The organism is Cellulomonas sp. WB94 (genome assembly GCF_003115775.1).
GTDB lineage: Bacteria > Actinomycetota > Actinomycetes > Actinomycetales > Cellulomonadaceae > Cellulomonas_A.
Window position 1 is genome coordinate 1,354,588 of sequence record NZ_QEES01000002.1, and the last position, 17,196, is coordinate 1,371,783.

The following is a 17,196-nucleotide window of genomic DNA, read 5'->3' on the forward strand; positions in this document are numbered from 1 at the left end:
GCCCGGACGTCCGATCTGGCTAGGATCGTCCCCTCATGCGGCGGTGAGGCCACCACGACGGCAGGGGCAACGATGGCAGGCAGGCACGTCGGGTCGGTCGAGCCGGACCACGAGCACGTGGTGCTGGTCGACGAGGCGGGCACGGTCATCGGCACCGCGCTCAAGGCCGACGTCCACACGACCGACACCCCGCTGCACCTCGCGTTCTCGTGCTACGTCGTCGACAGCGACGGCCGCGTGCTCCTCACGCAGCGCGCGCCGGTCAAGCGCACCTGGCCGGGCGTCTGGACGAACGCGTGCTGCGGGCACCCCGGCCTCGACGAGGACCTCGTCGGCGCGGTGCTGCGGCGGCTGCGGCACGAGCTCGGCATCCGCGGCGAGGTCGAGGTCACCCCGCTGCTGCCGGACTTCCGGTACCGCGCGGTCATGGACAACGGCATCGTCGAGAACGAGATCTGCCCGGTGTTCCTCGCGCGCGTCCCGGCGGGGATCACCGTGACCCCGGACCCGTCCGAGGTCGCCGACCACCGGTGGGTGACGCCCGACGAGTTCCGGGCCCTCATCGCCGCAGGCGACGTGCCCGTGAGCCCGTGGGCGGCCCTGCAGATGGAGCGGCTGGCCGGGGACGACAGCTGGTCCGCCCCGGCCAGCACCGCGACGGTCGAGCCGTCGACTACGGTCTGACGGGCGCCAGCGTCGTCGCGGGCGCCGCGGCGCGCGCATCCTCGAGGGCCGCGCGCAGCGGGCCGTAGTGCGCGATCACGGCCTCGCGGTAGGCCTCGACGTCACCCGCCTGGGCCGCCCGGAGCATGAGGCCGTGGGCGCGCGCGGTGTCGTCGAGGCGATCCGACGGAGTGACACCGAGCAGCGGCAGGACCGCGGCGTGCACGTCCCAGAACGCCGTGACGAGCTGCCCGACCAGCGCGTTGTCGATGTGCGAGAGCAGCAGGGCGTGGAACGCGCGGTCCTGCTCGAGGAAGTCTCCGCCGTGGCGTGACTTCTCCTCCATCTCGGCGACGAGCGCCTCCAGGTCGGGATTCTCGGTGCCGCGCAGCGCGTCGACGACCCGGTCGCTCATCGCGAGGTCGAGGCCGATGCGCACCTCGACGACCTCGCGCAGGCTCGAGAGGTTGTCGCCCGGGCTCAGCACTCCGCGGAAGACGAGCCCCTCGACGAGAGGGGCGAGCGACAGCTGGCCGACGAACGTCCCGTGACCGTGCCGCACCTCGACGATGTCGAGCGCCACGAGGCTCCGGATCGCCTCGCGCACGCTCGAGCGGCTCACGCCCAGGCTCGCGCAGAGCTCGGTCTCGGTCGGCAGGGGGTCGCCTGGACGCAGCCGACCGAGCAGGATCAGGTTCTTGATCTGGTTGGCCGTCGTGGTCTCGACGCGCGGCGGAGCGCCGAACGGGCCCCGCACGGGTTGGTCCACAACCATCGCTTGCCTCCTGAGTTGCTTGATCGTAGTATCAGCCTACCAACATCAGACGTCTGACGTCTTATCTTCCGGGAGCACAGATGCAGTCAATGAAGAAAGCACTGAGCACCGAGGCCAGCCGCCGCGGCTTCCTCAAGCTCACCGGCACGCTCGGTCTTGCTGCCGGCGTCGCCGCAGCGGTCGCCGCGTGCGGCGGTCCGGCCTCCACGACAGGCACCGGTGCCACCTCGACCGGGGCCGCCACCGGCGCCGCCCCGAAGATCAACCCGGACGGCACCATCGAGGCCGGCATCTCCTACCCGCTGTCGACCGGCTTCGACCCCATGACCACCTCCGGGGCGGTCACCGTGGCGGCGAACTGGCACGTCATGGAGGGGCTCACCGAGATCGACCCCGCCGACCGCCACGTCTACGCGGCCCTCGGTGCGGCACTGCCGAAGCAGGTCGACCCCACCACGTGGGAGGTCACCCTCCGCGACGGCGCCGTGTTCCACGACGGCAGCCCCGTCACGGTCGACGACGTGCTGTTCTCGTTCCAGCGCGTGCAGGACCCGGCCAACGCCTCGCTGTACTCCCAGTTCATCCCGTTCATCGCGTCCGTCGCCGCCAAGGACGCCACCACGGTGACGTTCACGACGTCGTACCCGTTCGCGCTGTTCGCCGAGCGGATCGCGGTCGTCAAGATCGTGCCGAAGGCGATCGTCACGGCCGACCAGCAGAAGTTCGACGCCCTGCCGACCGGAACCGGCCCCTACAAGATCCTGACGGCCACCAAGGACGACAAGATCACGTTCGAGCGGTTCGACAAGTACACCGGCACCCGCCCCGCGCTCGCCAAGGCGATGACCTGGAACCTGCTGTCCGACGCGTCGGCCCGCGTGACCGCGATCGAGTCGGGCCGCGTCCTGGCGATCGAGGACGTCCCGTACCTCGACGTCGACCGCCTGTCCAAGGTCGTCACGACCGAGGCCGTCCAGTCCTTCGGCCTGCTGTTCATGATGTTCAACACGTCCGTCGCCCCGTTCAACGACGTCAACGTCCGCCAGGCGTTCTTCTACGCGCTGAACCTCGACAAGATCATCTCGACCGGGCTGCTCGGCAACGCGACCGCCGCGACGAGCTTCCTCCAGGAGGACCACCCCGACTACGTCAAGGCCAAGACGGTCTACACGTACGACCCCGCGAAGGCGAAGTCCATGCTCGCCGCCGCGGGCGTCAAGGACCTCGCGATCACGCTCCTCACGACGGACACCGGCTGGGTCAAGGACATCGCCCCGCTCATCAAGGAGGACCTCGACGCGATCGGCGTCGCGACGACCCTCGACATCGCGCAGTCCGGCGGTCAGTACAAGAAGGTCGACGCCGGCGAGCTCCAGGTCATGGTCGCCCCCGGTGACCCGTCGGTGTTCGGCAACGACCCCGACCTGCTGCTGCGCTGGTGGTACGCGGGCTCGGTCTGGCCCGTCAAGCGGTACCGCTGGTCGGACGCCCCCGAGTTCGCGCAGCTGACCCAGCTGCTCGACGACGGGTCCAAGGCGCAGGACAAGGCGGCGCAGAAGAAGATCTGGTCGCAGATCTTCGACCTCATCTCGACCCAGGTCCCGCTGTACCCGCTGCTGCACCGCAAGCTCCCGAGCGCGTGGGACGCCAAGGCGCTCCCGGACTTCCGCCCGATCCCGCTGACCGGCCTGTCGTTCCTCGACGTGGGCCGCTCGGCCTGATGCCCGCACCCGGGGCCGACGGCGGCTCGACCGCCGTCGGCCCCGGGCCCGGCACTGCTGATTCAATGAGGAGTCTCGTGTGATCGCCCTGCTTCGCCTGACCGGCCGACGGCTGGTGGCCCTCCCGGTCATGGTCCTCGGTGTGACCCTGCTGGTGTTCGTCGTGATGCGGTTCGCGCCGACCGACGCCGCGACCAACGCGCTCGGAGAGAGCGCCACCGACGCCGCCAAGGCGCTCTACCGCGCGCAGCACGGCCTGGACGACCCGATGCTGGTCCAGTACGGCCGGTTCCTGGTCGGGCTCGTGCACGGCGACCTCGGGATGACCGTCCCGCCGGCGCAGAACGTCAGCGGCCTCGTCGCGAACGCGTTCCCGCTGACGATGCAGCTCACCTTCATGGGGCTGATCCTCGCCGTCGTGCTCTCGCTCCTGCTCGGCGTCACCGCAGCCCTGTACCGCGACCGCTGGCCCGACCAGGTCATCCGCGTCGTGTCCATCGCGGGCGTCGCGACCCCGTCGTTCTGGCTCGCCGTCCTGCTCATCCAGCAGTTCGCGCTGCGCTGGACCTGGTTCCCGAGCGGCGGGTACGTCAACCCGGCCGACTCGCTCAGCGGCTTCCTGCAGTCGATGGCCCTGCCGGCGATCTCGCTCGCCGTCCCCGTCGCCGCGTCCCTGACGCGCGTCGTGCGGACCGCGATGGTCGAGGAGCTCGACCGCGACTACGTCCGGACAGCGATCGGCAGCGGCATCCCCTCGGTCGTCGTCGTCGGGCGCAACGTGCTCCGCAACGCGCTCATCACGCCGATCACCGTGCTCGGCCTGCGGATCGGCTACCTCATGGGCGGCGCGATCATCATCGAGGTCATCTTCGACCTGCCGGGCATGGGCAAGCTCATCCTCAACGGCGTCACCTCGAACGACACCGCGCTGGTGCAGGGCGTGACGCTCACCGTCGCCCTCGCGTTCGTCGTCGTCAACATCCTCGTCGACCTGCTCTACCTCGTCGTCAACCCCCGGATCAGGACGGTGTGACCGTGCGACAGAAACTGACAGCCAAGCTGTCCGCCCCCGGGCTGCGCCTGCGGTCGATGTCGACCGGCTCGCGCATCGCCCTCGGCTTCGTGCTCCTCGTCGCACTGGTCGCGCTGTCCGCGCCGATCGTCGCGACCCACAACCCGCTGGCGTCGGGCATCCCCGCGCAGTCGCCGTCGGGCGACAACTTCTTCGGCACCGACCGTGGTGGCCGCGACATCTTCTCGCGCATCGTCTTCGGCACGCGGTACTCCCTCGCGATCGGGCTCGGCGCCACGGCCGTCGCCGTCGTGGCGGGCGCCATCCTCGGCTCGATCGCGGCGACCGCCAGCAAGGCAGTCACCGAGACCCTCATGCGGTTCCTCGACATCGTCATGGCGTTCCCCGGCATCGCGCTGGCCGTCGTGTTCGTCGCGGTCTTCGGCAAGTCGCTGCCGGTCCTCATCCTGACGATCGCGTTCCTCTACACCCCGCAGCTCACGCGCGTCGTCCGCGCCAACGTCCTCAGCCAGTTCGGGGAGGACTACGTCGCCGCGAGCCAGGTCATGGGCACGCGCACCGCGCGCATCCTGATCAAGCACGTCGCACGCAACTGCATCGCGCCGATCATGGTGTTCGCGACGGTCCTCGTCGCCGACGCGATCGTGTTCGAGGCGAGCCTGTCGTTCATCGGCGCAGGCGTCCAGGACCCCGCACCCTCGTGGGGCAACGTCATCTCGAGCGGGCGCAACCTGCTGCTCAACGGCGGCTGGTGGGCGACGTTCTTCCCCGGCATGGCGATCCTGCTCACGGTGCTCGCGCTCAACGTCCTGTCCGAGGGCCTCACCGACGCGATGGTCAGCCAGTCGGCCCGCAAGGTGCCCGCCGACGCGAAGCCCACCGCCCCGGCGCCGTCGTGCGCGGTCGAGCTCGAGGAGCTGACCCCGCTCAGCGAGCTCGTCGCCGGACCGATGACGACCCCCGCCGGGACGATGCTGGTCGACCTCGACCGGCTCGACGGCCAGGGGCCCGATGGCGCCCCGTCGGGCATCGAGTCGGTCGCCACGACCGCGCCACCCGCGACGCGGGCCGTCCCGCTCGCCGAACGCCTCGCGACCCTGCGTGGCCGTGAGCTGGCACGGACCGACCGCCTCGTCTACCGCGGCGCCGCGGCGCCGCTGCTCGAGGTCAAGGACCTCAGCATCCGGTTCCCCGAGCGGCACGGCGACGTCGCCGTGGTCGACGGCGTGAGCTTCACGGTCCGGCCGCACGAGACGATGGCGCTCGTCGGGGAGTCGGGCTGCGGCAAGTCCCTGACCAGCCTCGCGATCATGGGCCTGCTGCCGAAGACCGCGGTGGTCACCGGCCAGATCCTGTTCGACGGCCGCGACCTGCTCCGGATGTCACCCCGGGAGCGCAACGCGCTGCGCGGTCACGACATGGCGATGGTCTACCAGGACGCGCTCAGCTCCCTGAACCCGTCGATGCTGATCCGCAGCCAGCTGAAGCAGCTCACCCGTCGGGGTGGGACGCGCACGGCGGAGGAGCTCATGGGGCTCGTCGGGCTCGACCCCGACCGCACGCTCAAGAGCTACCCGCACGAGCTGTCGGGCGGCCAGCGCCAGCGCGTGCTCATCGCGATGGCCCTGACGCGCAACCCGCGCCTCGTCGTCGCGGACGAGCCGACCACGGCCCTCGACGTCACCGTGCAGGCCCAGGTCATCGACCTGCTCAACGACCTGCGCGAGAAGCTGGGCTTCGCGATGGTCTTCGTGAGCCACGACCTCGCGCTCGTCGCGGAGCTCGCCCACCGGGTCACGGTGATGTACGCCGGGCAGGTCGTCGAGCAGGCGAGCACGTCGAGCCTCCTGACCGAGCCTCAGCACGAGTACACGCAGGGGCTGCTCGGATCCGTGCTCTCGATCGAGAGCGGCTCGGGCCGGCTGCACCAGATCCCGGGCACCGTCCCCTCGCCGCGTGACTTCGCGACCGGTGACCGGTTCGCGGCCCGCTCGACCCGACCCGGCGCCCGGCCCGACGTCCGGCCGGTCATGCGCAACCTGCCCGGGACCGACCACCTCTATGCGGACCAGGGGGCGGCTGCCGCCGCCGAGCGGTCCGCCCTCATGAGCGGGGGAACCCGATGAGCGCCGAGACGCCCGTCATCGAGCTGCGCGGCGTGCACGTCGTGCACAAGGCGCGCACCGGGACGCTGTTCCGCCCGGACCGGGTGCACGCCGTCAACGGCGTGGACTTCCAGATCAGCCGTGGCGAGACCGTCGGGATCGTCGGCGAGTCGGGCTGCGGCAAGTCGACCCTCGCCAAGGTCATGGTCGGCCTGCAGAAGCCCACGAGCGGCGACGTCCTGTTCAAGGGGAAGGTCGTCACGCGCCGGTCGCCCGCCGCCCGCAAGATCATGGGCCGCGCCGTCTCGGTCGTGTTCCAGGACCCGGCGACGGCGCTCAACGCGCGGATGCTCGTCAAGGACGCGCTGCGGGACCCGCTCGACGTGCACGGCATCGGCACCCCGGCCCAGCGCCGGGAGCGGGTCCGCGAGCTGATCCGCCTCGTCGGGCTCCCGGAGTCGGCCCTCGAGGTGCTGCCCAGCCAGATCTCGGGCGGACAGCGTCAGCGTGTCGCCATCGCGCGGGCCCTCGCGCTCGACCCCGACGTGATCGTCGCGGACGAGCCCACGTCCGCCCTCGACGTCTCGGTGCGCGCGCAGATCCTCAACCTGCTCACCGACCTCAAGGCGAGCCTCGGCCTGGGCCTGGTGTTCATCTCGCACGACATCCAGACGGTCCGCTACGTGTCCGACCGGATCGTCGTCATGTACTACGGCCAGATCGTCGAGGAGGGTCCGTCGGCCCAGGTCTTCGAGAGTCCGCGCCACGAGTACACCCGCACCCTCCTGGGAGCCGCTCCGAGCCTGCTCTAGAGCTGCCCGACCACCCACGACATCCCCCGCACCCGCACCCCGCAGTCCGCAGTCCGCAGTCCGCAGTCCGAACCGCACCTGGAGATCCCCTGTGTCCACACCCACCTTCCACGGCATCGTCCCGCCCCTCGTCACGCCCCTGACGCAGGACGGCGAGCTCGACCTCGCCTCGTTCGAACGGCTCGTCACCCGCCAGCTCGAGGGCGGCGTCCACGGCCTGTTCGTGCTCGGCTCGTCCGGCGAGGTCGGCTACCTCGACGCCGCGCAGCGCGACACCGTGCTCCGCGCAGCCGTGCACCTCGCGGGCGGATCCGTGCCCGTCCTGGCCGGCGTGTGCGAGACGGCCACGCGCCGCGTCGTCGCCGAGATCGGCTCCGCGGTCGCCGCGGGGGTCGACGCGGTCGTCGCCACCGCACCGTTCTACGTGCGCACGGACGACGCGGGCATCGAGCGCCACTTCCGGGCGATCGGTGCGGCGAGCGACGTCCCGGTGTTCGCCTACGACGTCCCGGTGCGCGTGCACGCCAAGCTCGACACCGACATGCTCGTGCGGCTCGGCGTCGACGGCGTCCTCGCGGGCGTCAAGGACTCGAGCGGCGACGACGTGTCGTTCCGTCGGCTCCTCGCCGCGAACAGCGCGGCCGGCTCGCCGCTCGCGCTGTTCTCGGGCCACGAGGTCGTCGTCGACGGTGCGTTCCTGTGGGGCGCCGACGGCGCCGTCCCCGGGCTCGCGAACGTCGACCCGGCCGGGTACGTCCGGCTCTGGGACGCGGCGCAGGCCGGTGACTGGGCAGCAGCCCGCGCCGAGCAGGAGCGCCTCGCGGCACTCTTCGAGATCGTCTTCCAGCCGGTCGGCATGGGCGGCGACGCCGTGGGCCTCGGCGCGTTCAAGACCGCGCTGCGCGCGATCGGCACGATCGACACCAACGTCATGTGCGCGCCGTGCCCGGTCGTGACGGGTGCAGCGGTCGACGCGATCGAGGAGATCGTCAAGACGGCAGGGCTGCTCGGCTGATGACGCACGTCGTCGCGGTCGACCTGGGCGGCACCAAGACCGCCGCCGCGCTCGTCGACCACGACGGCGCGATCCTCGCGCGCGCGACCGTCCCCACCGCGGCGCGCCAGGGCAGGGCGGCGATCCTCGACGCCACCGCGGGTCTCGTGGCGGGCCTCGTCACCGAGGCGGCCGACCGCGGGCTCACGGTGGCGGCCGTCGGGGTCGGTTCGGCCGGGGTCATCGACTCCCGGACCGGCATGGTCGTCTCGGCGACGGACGCCATCCTCCGCTGGGCCGGGACGTCGCTCGCCGGTGGGCTGGGCGAGTGGCTGGGTCTGCGCGTCGCGGTCGACAACGACGTGCACGCGCACGCGATCGGCGAGTCCTGGCTCGGCGCGTGCGCGGGCCGGTCCAGCGCGCTGCTGGTCGCGGCCGGGACCGGCATCGGAGGCAGCCACCTGATCGGTGGGCACCCCCACCACGGCGCGCACTCGGTCGCCGGCCACGTCGGGCACGTCACCGTGCCCGAGGCGGCCGGCGTCCGCTGCAGCTGCGGCCGGGTCGGGCATGTCGAGGGGGTCGCGTCAGGGCCCGGCCTGCACGCGCTCTACCGGAGCCTCGGCGGCTCGACCGACGCCACCGACGCCCGTGACGTCGTCGCCCGGGCGGACGACGGGGAGGCCGTCGCCGTGCGTGCCGTCACGACGGCCGCCGCGGCGCTCGGGCGCGCGATCGGCGGTCTCGCGAACGTCCTCGACCCCGAGGTCGTCGTCGTCGGCGGCGGGCTCGCCGGGGCCGGACCCGCGTGGTGGGCCGCCATGGAGGGCGCGCTGCGCGCCGAGCTCATCACCCCCCTCGTCGGGCTCCCCGTGCTGCCCGCACTGCTCGGGACCGACGCCGCGCTGATCGGCGCCGCGCGGCTCGCGCTCGACCTGATCGCCGTCCCACCCGCCGCCGTCCCACCCGCCGCCGTCACACCCGGCGCACCCGAAACCGACCGGAGACCCGCATGACGATCCTCGAGCAGCTGCACCACCGCCTGGTCGTCTCGGTCCAGGCGTATCCCGGCGAACCGATGCGCGACCCCGACACCATGAACCGCATCGCCCAGGCGGCGGTCCTCGGCGGAGCGGCAGGCATCCGCACCCAAGGTCTCGCGGACATCGCGCTCATCGCCCGGACCGTCGAGGTGCCCGTCATCGGGCTGTGGAAGGACGGTGACGCCGGCGTCTTCATCACCCCGACGCTGCGCCACGCGGTCGCGGTGGCCGACGCCGGGGCCCAGATCGTCGCGCTCGACGGCACCCGCCGGGCACGCCCGGACGGGCTGACGTTCGCCCGGACGCTCACGCTGCTGCGGGCCCACACCGACACCCTCGTCATGGCCGACTGCGGGAGCCTCGACGACGCGCTCGCGGCCGCCGACGCCGGCGCGGACATCATCGGCACGACGCTCGCCGGCTACACGGGCGAACGGCCGAAGACCGACGGGCCCGACCTCGAGCTGCTCGACGAGCTGGTCGCGCGGGTCGCCCTGCCGGTCATGGTCGAGGGCCGGGTGCACACCCCCGCCCAGGCCGCGGCGGCACTCGCCCGCGGCGCGTTCTCCGTGTGCGTCGGGACCGCGATCACGCACCCCACGACGATCACGTCCTGGTTCGTGACCGCCATCGGCGGGGACGCCCCCGCCGGCACGCACTGACGCGAGGCGGCAGGCTCAGAGCCCCTGCCAGGACGGCTTGCCTGCGAACACCTGGCGGTGGTACCCCGCGAGCTGCAGCCGGCTCGCCGCGGCGTCGTCCAGCAGGACCGTGACGTGCGGGTGGTGCTGGAGGATCGTCGCGGGCCACAGCGCGCTCACGGGGCCCTCGACGAGCTGGTGGACGGCCTCGGCCTTGCCGGTGCCGGTCGCGACGAGGACGACGTGGCGTGCCGCCATGATCGTCCCGAGCCCCTGCGTGAGGCAGTGCCTGGGCACCGCCTCGACGTCACCGCCGAAGAAGCGGGCGTTGTCGCGGCGCGTCTGGTCGGTCAACGTCTTCATGCGCGTGCGTGACGCGAGCGACGACCCGGGCTCGTTGAACGCGATGTGGCCGTCGGTGCCGATCCCGAGGATCTGCAGGTCGACGCCGCCCGCGGCCGCGATGGCGTCCTCGTAGGCCGCGCACGCCGCAGGCAGGTCGGCGGCGAGCCCGTCGGGCCCGTGGACGGCGCCCGGCGCGAAGTCGACGCGTCCGGCGATCTCGGCGTCGATGACGTTGCGGTAGCGCTCGGGGTGCTCGGGGGCAGCCCCACGTACTCGTCGAGCGTGAACGCGCTGGCCCGCGCGAAGCTCAGCCGCCCGGCCTCGAAGCGCCGGACGAGCTCGTCGTAGACCGCCAGCGGGCTCGTGCCGGTCGCGAGGCCGAGCACGGCGTCGGGCCGGCGCGCGAGCAGCGCCTCGATCGCGTCGGCGACCAGCTGGGCGCTGTGCGCCGCGTCGGGCTGGATGACAACTTCCATGTCAGCTGCTCCTCGGGGTTGTCGGTGGGTGGACGACGGCGACCCCGCGGGTCGCGACGGCGCGGTAGGCGGCGTCGATGACGGCCATCGAGGCGCGCGCGTCGGCGACCGAGTAGTCCGGGGCCCGCCCGTCGAGCAGGCGCCCGACGACGTGCCCGAGGAACGCGTCGAGCGCGACGCGACCGGCGTCGAGGTCCGTGACCGCACCCGCGTCGGAGTACCGGACGACGGCGGGATGGTCGTCGTCGGCCACGGCGTGCCCGTGCGAGCCGAGGATCCGGATCGACGAGGTCGTCGGGCCGGTCCCGGGCGCGAACGGGACCCGGCCGAGCGTGACCGTGGCCGTCACGCCGCGCTGCAGCCCGAGCGACACGACGGAGGTGTCCTCGACGCCGTGCTCGCGGTGCCCGGCCCCGAACAGCGCGCCGGCCATGGCGTAGACGTCCTCGACCTCGAGCCCGGTCAGGTAGCGCACCGCGTCGACGCAGTAGCCGAGGAAGTTGAGCAGCTCCCCGCCGCCGGACAGCGCGGGGTCGACGACGAGCTCGGGACGCTCGACCGAGGTCGCGAAGTGGGCGCCGCTCGCGAGGAACTCGACGTCGAGGTGGCTGGGCAGGCCGAGGTGTCCGGCGTCGACCCAGCCGCGGGCGCGGCGCAGCGCGGGGGCATGCGTACGGTTGACCACGGAGCAGGTGCCGGCGGCGCGCTCGGCCGCGGCCACGACCAGGTCGGCGTCTGCGAGGGTCGTGCTCACCGGCTTGTCGACGAGCACGTGCACGCCCGCCTCGAGCGCCCGGATCGCGAGCGCGGCGTGCCGGGTGGGCTCGGAGCAGACGACGACGAGGTCGACGACGGCCCGGTCGAGCAGCGTCGCGGGGTCGGTGGACCAGCGTGCACCGGCCTGGTCGGCCACCGCGCGACCCTCGTCGAGCATCCACTGCGGGACGCCGGGCTCCTCGGCGACCTCGACGATCTCCACGCGCGGGTCGGCCGCAAGGACGTCGACGTACTGCCGCGCGTGGCGGACGCCGCTGAGGAAGCCGATCCGCAGCCGGGTCATCGTCCGCTCCCTGTCGTGAGCCCGTCGTTCCCGGCGGGGGCGTCGTGGTCGATGCTGACCGGCGCCCCGGTCACGAGCGAGCGTTGGGCGGCGAGCGCGGTGCGCAGCGCGACCCGTGCCTGCGCGGTCGTCACGAGGAACGGCGTGCCGGCCTGCACCCCGTCGACCCAGTGCGCGAGCTGCGCGCGCAGGGCTCCCTCGACGGACGCGGGCGGGACCGGGTGCCCGGGCGACGTGAGGCCGGGGTCGTCGGCAGTGCTGTGGGCGAGGGTTCCGGTCGTGCCCGCGAGCATGACGCGGCGGAACAGCTCCCCGCTCTGGCGCAGCGCGTAGCAGAGCTCGAGGGTCGCGAGGCTGCCGTTCTCGAACCGGAGCTGCATCTGGAAGCTGTCGGGGATCGGCGTGCCGGTCGCCCACGTGCGCAGGCCGCGCGTGAACACCTCGACGGGTCGCGAGCCCATCAGCCACACCGCGAGGTCGACGCTGTGGGTGCCGTTGTGGACGGGGTGGCCGCCGGACAGCGCGGCGTCGTACTGCCACCCGCGCCAGCCCTCGGGCCACACGTGGCCGGTGTACCACGAGACGTGGAGCAGGCGCGGGTCGCCGATGTCGCCGCGGGCGAGCCGGCGCTGCAGGTCGGCGATCGCGGGCTGGAACCTGACGGTCTGGCCGACCATGAGCGAGGTGCCGTTGCCCTCGGTCGCGGCGATCATCGCGTCGAGGTCGGCGATGCTCAGTGCGGCGGGCTTCTCGACGTGGACGTGCTTGCCGGCGCGGCCCGCGGCGATCGTCCATGGTGCGTGGCCAGGGGTCCAGGTGCACACGTCGACCGCGTCGACGGCGGCGTCCCGGATGGCGGCCTCGGCGTCGGACGTGGCGAGCGCGCCGGGCACGAGCGCCGCAAGCTCGCGGGCCCGGTCGAGGTCGTGGCCGACGACGTGGGTGACCTGGACGTCCGGCAGCCCGGCGAGCGCGACGAGGTGCTCGCGGGCGAACCGGCCGGTGCCGATGACGGCGACCCCGAGCGTCATGCGGTCACCGCCCTGCTCGTGCGTCGCTCCATCACGGCCTGCCCCTCGACATACGACGTCTGACGTCTGATGTACTTGATCCTATGAAGGGTCAAGGGCTCGGTCAACCCGCGGGACGTTCAGGGCGCGACGACGACCCCGGCGCGCAGGACCTGCTCGACCCGCAGGTCGTCGTCCGTGACGAGCACATCGGCGCGGCGACCGGCCTCGAGCGCACCGACCTGCGGGTCGCCGAGGACCGTCGCGGGAGTCGTCGCGGCGGCCCGCACGGCGTCCACCAGCGGCACCCCGGCGCGCACCGTCGCCCGCAGCACGTCGAGCAGGTGCGCCGTGCCGCCCGCGATCGCGCCGCCATGGGTCAGCCGGGCCACGCCGTCGGAGACCGTGACGTCCTGCGACCCGAGCCGGTACACGCCGTCCGGCATCCCGGCGGCGGCCATCGCGTCCGTGACGAGCGCGATGCTGCCCGCCCCGACCAGCTCGAAGACGCTCCGCACGAGCCCGGGGTCGACGTGCGTGCCGTCGGCGATGAGCTCGACGACCAGGTCGCCGCGCGCGGCACCCGCGAGCAGCTCCGGGATCGGGCCCGGGCTGCGGTGGGCCAGTGGGCGCATCCCGTTGAACAGGTGCGTGACCGTGGGGCGACCCGAGCGGCGCGCCGGGTTCGCCGCGAGGCGGGTGCGCGCATCGGCGACCGCTGCCGCCGTCTGCTCCCAGGAGGCGTCGGTGTGCCCGAAGCTCGGGAGCGCCCCGGCCGAGATCAGCGCGTCGCTGACCCCGCCGTCGCCGGCGACCCCGCGCAGCTCGGGCGCGACCGTCATCGTCACGAGGTGACCGTGCGCCGCCGCCGCGAGCTCGCGCACCAGCTCGGCGTCCGGCGCCTGGATGAGGTGGGGGTCCTGGGCGCCGCACCGCACCGTCGACAGGAACGGGCCCTCGAGGTGGATGCCCGCCAGCTCACCGGCGTCCGCGAGCGCGGCCAGCACACCCACGCGCTGGCGCAGCGTGTCGGGTGCGGCGGTGACCAGCGATGCCACGAGGCTCGTCGTTCCGTGGGCGAGGTGCTCGCGGATGGCCACGCGCGCCTCGTCGGTCGTCGTCGCGTCCGGGAAGCTCGCTCCGCCGCCCCCGTGGTCGTGCAGGTCGACGAGACCGGGCAGGACCGTCAGGGGTCGTGCGGCAGCCGCGGGGACGTCCGGCCAGCCCGCGGCGGCGGCGTCCGCGGGGGGCCGACCCACGCGATCAGGGCGCCGTCGACGACGACGACGCCGTCCTCGAGGACCGCCGTCGGGGTCACGACGCGGCCGCGCAGGTACAGGGTCTCCAGGTGCTCGCTCACGGTCGCATTGTGGCCCGCACCGAGCCGCCGTGCTTACAGTCGGGTGCGCCCGGCAGGTTCCGGGCAGGCGCCGGGCACCACTGGGGCACGACGACGAGCACGACGACGAGCACGGAGAACTGATGAGCACCCCACGCCCCGAACGCCCGTTCCTCGGGGCGTATGCCCTGGTCGCAGGCCTGCCCGCCGACGACGAGGCCCCGGCGTACGCGGCCCTCGCCGAGCTCGGCATCGCAGGGATCGAGCTGCCCGTCGGGTCGGCCGACGCCGGCTCGTCGTGGTTCCGCCGCACCGTGCACCCGGACTGGGACCTCGTCGTCACGTGCATCCCGACGGTCATGCAGCGCCTCGGCAAGGACCCGGCCTACGGCCTCGCCTCGGCCGACCCCGACGGCAGGCGCGCGGCCCTCGACGACGTGGCCGTCGCTCGCGACCTGGCGCGGCGCCTCGCGGACGACTCCGGCCGCTCGCGCGTGCGGGCGGTCCAGGTGAACAGCGCGCCGCGGGGCGACCTCGCGTCGGTCGACGCGTTCGCCCGGTCGCTCGACGAGCTCGGCGGCTGGGACCTCGCGGGGGCGACGGTCGCGGTCGAGCACTGCGACGCACCGCGGCCCGGACGCCCGTTCTCCAAGGGCTTCCTCGAGCTGACCGACGAGCTGACCGCGCTCGGTGGGCGCCCTGCCGGGCAGTTCGGGCTCACCGTGAACTGGGGGAGGTCCGCGATCGAGGGCCGGTCGGCGACGACGCCCGTCGAGCACGTCCGGGCGGCGGCCGAGGCCGGGCTGCTCGCCGGCATCATGTTCTCGGGGGTCACGGGGTCGCCCGCCGCGACGGCGGTGTGGGGCGAGCCCTGGGAGGACGGGCACATGGCGCCGCGCGGCGACGACCCGGCGCTCGCGATCTCGTCCGAGTCCCTGCTCGGGCCCGACGAGATCGCCGAGACGCTCCGGGCCGCCGGTCCGGACCTCGGCTACGTCGGCGTCAAGGTGACGGTGCGGCCACCGGACGCGGGTGTGGCGCAGCGGATCGCCGTCGCCCGCGCGGCGCTCGCGCAGGTCACCCGGGCGCTGGGCGCCTGACCGCCTGAACACCTGACCGCATCAGGTCGTGATGCGTCTCGTCTCGTAGGCCCACATGGCGATCTCGACGCGGTTCCGCGCGCCAAGCTTGCCCATGAGGCTGGCGAGGTGCGTCTTCACGGTGCTCAGGCTGATCGACAGCGCACCGGCGATCTCGGCGTTCGTCAGGCCCTGAGCCACGGTGAGGAGGACCTCCTCCTCCCGCGCAGTGAGCCGTTCGATGGGCTGCGCGGGCGGCGGACCCGTCTGCAGGTTCGCGAACGCTGCCAGCAGGCGGACCGTGACGCTCGGCGCGATGAGCGCCTCGCCGTTGGCCGCCGCATGGATCGCCTGGGTGAGGAGCTCGGGCCCGGCGTCCTTGAGCAGGAAGCCGCGGGCTCCCGCCTTGAGGGCGCCGTGGACGTACTCGTCGAGGTCGAACGTGGTGATGACCACGACCGCCATCGGGTCCTCGACGCCCGGTCCGGCGAGCGCCCGGGTGGCCTCGAGCCCGTTCACGTCGGGCATGCGGATGTCGAACAGGCACACGTCCGGTCGCAGCGCACGGGCGAGCGTCACCGCCTCCCGACCGTCGCGCGCCTCGGCGATCACCTCGATCCCGGGCTGGGCGTCGAGGATCATCCGGAGCCCCGACCGGACGATGTCATGGTCGTCGGCGATCAGCACCCGGATGCTCATCGGGTCGGCCCCCGCCGCGGGAGCACCGCGTCGACCACCCAGCCCCGGTCGGGGCCAGGACCGACGTGGAGCGTGCCGCCGAGGAGCGTCGCGCGTTCAGTCATGCCCACGATGCCGTACCCGCCCCGCGGCCGACCGGCGGGCACCGGGTCGCCGTCGTCGCTGATCGTGAGGCGGACGTCGTCCCAGTCACCGGCGACCTGGACGACGATCCCCGTGGCGTGGCGGGCGTGCCGCGTCGCGTTGGTGACCGCCTCCTGCGCGATGCGGTAGCTCGCTGCTCCGACCGACGGGCTGAGGTCTGCCAGGTCGCCGGACGAGCGCACCTCGACGCCAGGCTCGTCGCCCGCCGCCGGTCGGGCGAGGCGGACGATGTCGGCCGCGCCGCGCTGCGGCGCCACCTCGGCATCGTGGGGCTCACGCAGGACCCCCACCATCGTCCGCATCTCCGCGAGAGTGCGGGCGCCTTCCGCCTCGATGACCTCGAGCGCCTCGACCGCCGCCCCGGGTCGCGCCGCGGCGACGACGCGTCCGGCCTGCGCGCGGACCACCATCGCCGAGACGTGGTGCGCCACGGTGTCGTGCAGCTCGCGGGCCAGCTGCTCGCGTTCGCGCAGGCGGACCTGGTCGAGCTCGCGCAGACGCGTCGTGGCCCGCAGCCGCACGGACGCACCGAGAGCCGCGGGGAGCGCCAGCACGACGACGCCGAACAGCGCGTCGCCGACCAGCGCGTGGTCCAGGGCGCTGCTCAGACCGCTGGAGGCGAGGGCGATGAGCGAGCCGATGACCGCAGCACGGCCTGAACCCCAGCGGAACAGCGCGTAGACGAGCAGCAGCAGGTAGACCATCGAGACGAAGGCGACCGGTCCGCCGGCGTGGCCGACCACGGCGACCACGCTCACCACGGCGGAGACACCGAACCCGACGGCGATCATCGCGAGCGGACGGGTACGCCGCCACAGCAGCGTGAACGCCAGAGCCACGGCCTCCACGGAGCCCAGCGGGAACCAGCGGGCGTCCTGCCGCAGCACGGTCTCGAGGACGGCCAGACCGACGAACACCCCGACCAGGGCCCAGTCGCGCCACACGCGGACCGGCGGCTGAAGGGCCCGAGGTTCGACCCAGAGCGGTCGGACCTCGTCTCTCGTCACGCACCCCAGCCTAGGGATCGCGCGCCGGCGCACATCGGCCGAAAGAACGAGGGCTTCACCGGCCCAGCGGCCGAGAGGTCTCCGCACCACGCGGCCGATGTGGGTTCGGGCGCGGCTCGCCACGCTGAGAGTGCGTCCGTGACCGACCGACGCGCTCACGATCAGGAGGACGACCGATGATGTCGCAGAGCTTGTCTCCCCGGAAGAACCTGGGCGCCCGTCAGGCGCGATCGCAACGGCCGGGCACTGT

The 17,196-nt window shown here is 73.2% G+C and carries 16 protein-coding genes and 1 pseudogene; 9 read left to right on the top strand and 8 right to left on the bottom strand.

What is annotated here, in order from left to right; translation table 11 throughout:
• The first annotated feature begins 72 nt into the window (after positions 1-72).
• Positions 73-684 (top strand): isopentenyl-diphosphate Delta-isomerase, encoded by a 612-nt coding sequence (idi, locus tag DDP54_RS07385; RefSeq protein ID WP_109131197.1) that lies wholly within the window; start codon positions 73-75, stop codon positions 682-684.
• On the opposite strand, the gene DDP54_RS07390 is transcribed toward idi, so the two are convergent.
• A complete protein-coding gene (locus DDP54_RS07390; protein WP_109131198.1) occupies positions 674-1,438 on the bottom strand; it encodes a GntR family transcriptional regulator in 765 nt (254 codons plus the stop codon). The genes idi and DDP54_RS07390 overlap by 11 nt on opposite strands.
• Positions 1,439-1,527: 89 nt before the next feature.
• Here DDP54_RS07390 and DDP54_RS07395 point away from each other — a divergent pair, with 89 nt between their 5' ends.
• From DDP54_RS07395 to DDP54_RS07425, 7 genes are all read left to right on the top strand, one after another.
• The gene (locus DDP54_RS07395; RefSeq protein WP_347338500.1) at positions 1,528-3,159 is read left to right on the top strand and encodes an ABC transporter substrate-binding protein; all 1,632 of its coding nucleotides are present in this window, start codon (positions 1,528-1,530) and stop codon (positions 3,157-3,159) included.
• A gap of 79 nt (positions 3,160-3,238) precedes the next feature.
• Positions 3,239-4,192 (top strand): ABC transporter permease, encoded by a 954-nt coding sequence (locus DDP54_RS07400; RefSeq protein ID WP_109131200.1) that lies wholly within the window; start codon positions 3,239-3,241, stop codon positions 4,190-4,192.
• A gap of 2 nt (positions 4,193-4,194) precedes the next feature.
• On the top strand, positions 4,195-6,318 hold the full coding sequence (locus DDP54_RS07405) for a dipeptide/oligopeptide/nickel ABC transporter permease/ATP-binding protein (protein ID WP_242448283.1): 2,124 nt from the start codon (positions 4,195-4,197) through the stop codon (positions 6,316-6,318).
• A complete protein-coding gene (locus DDP54_RS07410; protein WP_109131201.1) occupies positions 6,315-7,109 on the top strand; it encodes an ABC transporter ATP-binding protein in 795 nt (264 codons plus the stop codon). The genes DDP54_RS07405 and DDP54_RS07410 overlap by 4 nt, the downstream gene beginning before the upstream one ends.
• A gap of 91 nt (positions 7,110-7,200) precedes the next feature.
• The gene (locus DDP54_RS07415) at positions 7,201-8,124 is read left to right on the top strand and encodes a dihydrodipicolinate synthase family protein (RefSeq protein WP_109131202.1); all 924 of its coding nucleotides are present in this window, start codon (positions 7,201-7,203) and stop codon (positions 8,122-8,124) included.
• Complete coding sequence (locus tag DDP54_RS07420; RefSeq protein WP_109131203.1) at positions 8,124-9,119, top strand: ROK family protein; 996 nt, start codon at positions 8,124-8,126, stop codon at positions 9,117-9,119. The genes DDP54_RS07415 and DDP54_RS07420 overlap by 1 nt, the downstream gene beginning before the upstream one ends.
• A complete protein-coding gene (locus tag DDP54_RS07425; RefSeq protein ID WP_109131204.1) occupies positions 9,116-9,808 on the top strand; it encodes an N-acetylmannosamine-6-phosphate 2-epimerase in 693 nt (230 codons plus the stop codon). The genes DDP54_RS07420 and DDP54_RS07425 overlap by 4 nt, the downstream gene beginning before the upstream one ends.
• 15 nt (positions 9,809-9,823) lie before the next feature.
• Here DDP54_RS07425 and nagB read toward each other — a convergent pair.
• The 5 genes and pseudogenes from nagB to DDP54_RS18905 form a co-directional block, all read right to left on the bottom strand.
• Positions 9,824-10,608 (bottom strand): annotated as a pseudogene (gene nagB / locus DDP54_RS07430) (glucosamine-6-phosphate deaminase).
• A gap of 1 nt (position 10,609) precedes the next feature.
• The gene (locus DDP54_RS07435) at positions 10,610-11,668 is read right to left on the bottom strand and encodes a Gfo/Idh/MocA family oxidoreductase (protein ID WP_109131205.1); all 1,059 of its coding nucleotides are present in this window, start codon (positions 11,666-11,668) and stop codon (positions 10,610-10,612) included.
• A complete protein-coding gene (locus tag DDP54_RS07440) occupies positions 11,665-12,699 on the bottom strand; it encodes a Gfo/Idh/MocA family oxidoreductase (RefSeq protein ID WP_109131206.1) in 1,035 nt (344 codons plus the stop codon). Before DDP54_RS07440 ends, DDP54_RS07435 begins: the two co-directional genes overlap by 4 nt.
• Positions 12,700-12,818: 119 nt before the next feature.
• Positions 12,819-13,937, bottom strand: coding sequence for an amidohydrolase family protein (locus DDP54_RS07445; RefSeq protein ID WP_347338501.1), 1,119 nt, complete (start codon positions 13,935-13,937; stop codon positions 12,819-12,821).
• Positions 13,865-14,038 (bottom strand): hypothetical protein, encoded by a 174-nt coding sequence (locus DDP54_RS18905; protein ID WP_347338502.1) that lies wholly within the window; start codon positions 14,036-14,038, stop codon positions 13,865-13,867. Before DDP54_RS18905 ends, DDP54_RS07445 begins: the two co-directional genes overlap by 73 nt.
• Before the next feature lie 122 nt (positions 14,039-14,160).
• Here DDP54_RS18905 and DDP54_RS07450 point away from each other — a divergent pair, with 122 nt between their 5' ends.
• A complete protein-coding gene (locus DDP54_RS07450; RefSeq protein ID WP_109131207.1) occupies positions 14,161-15,117 on the top strand; it encodes a DUF4862 family protein in 957 nt (318 codons plus the stop codon).
• 21 nt (positions 15,118-15,138) lie between these two features.
• Here the strand turns inward: DDP54_RS07450 and DDP54_RS07455 are convergent, their stop codons facing one another.
• Both DDP54_RS07455 and DDP54_RS07460 read right to left on the bottom strand, forming a co-directional pair.
• Positions 15,139-15,795 (bottom strand): response regulator transcription factor, encoded by a 657-nt coding sequence (locus DDP54_RS07455; RefSeq protein WP_109131208.1) that lies wholly within the window; start codon positions 15,793-15,795, stop codon positions 15,139-15,141.
• Complete coding sequence (locus tag DDP54_RS07460) at positions 15,792-16,946, bottom strand: histidine kinase (RefSeq protein WP_109131209.1); 1,155 nt, start codon at positions 16,944-16,946, stop codon at positions 15,792-15,794. The genes DDP54_RS07455 and DDP54_RS07460 overlap by 4 nt, the downstream gene beginning before the upstream one ends.
• Positions 16,947-17,196 lie beyond the last annotated feature (250 nt).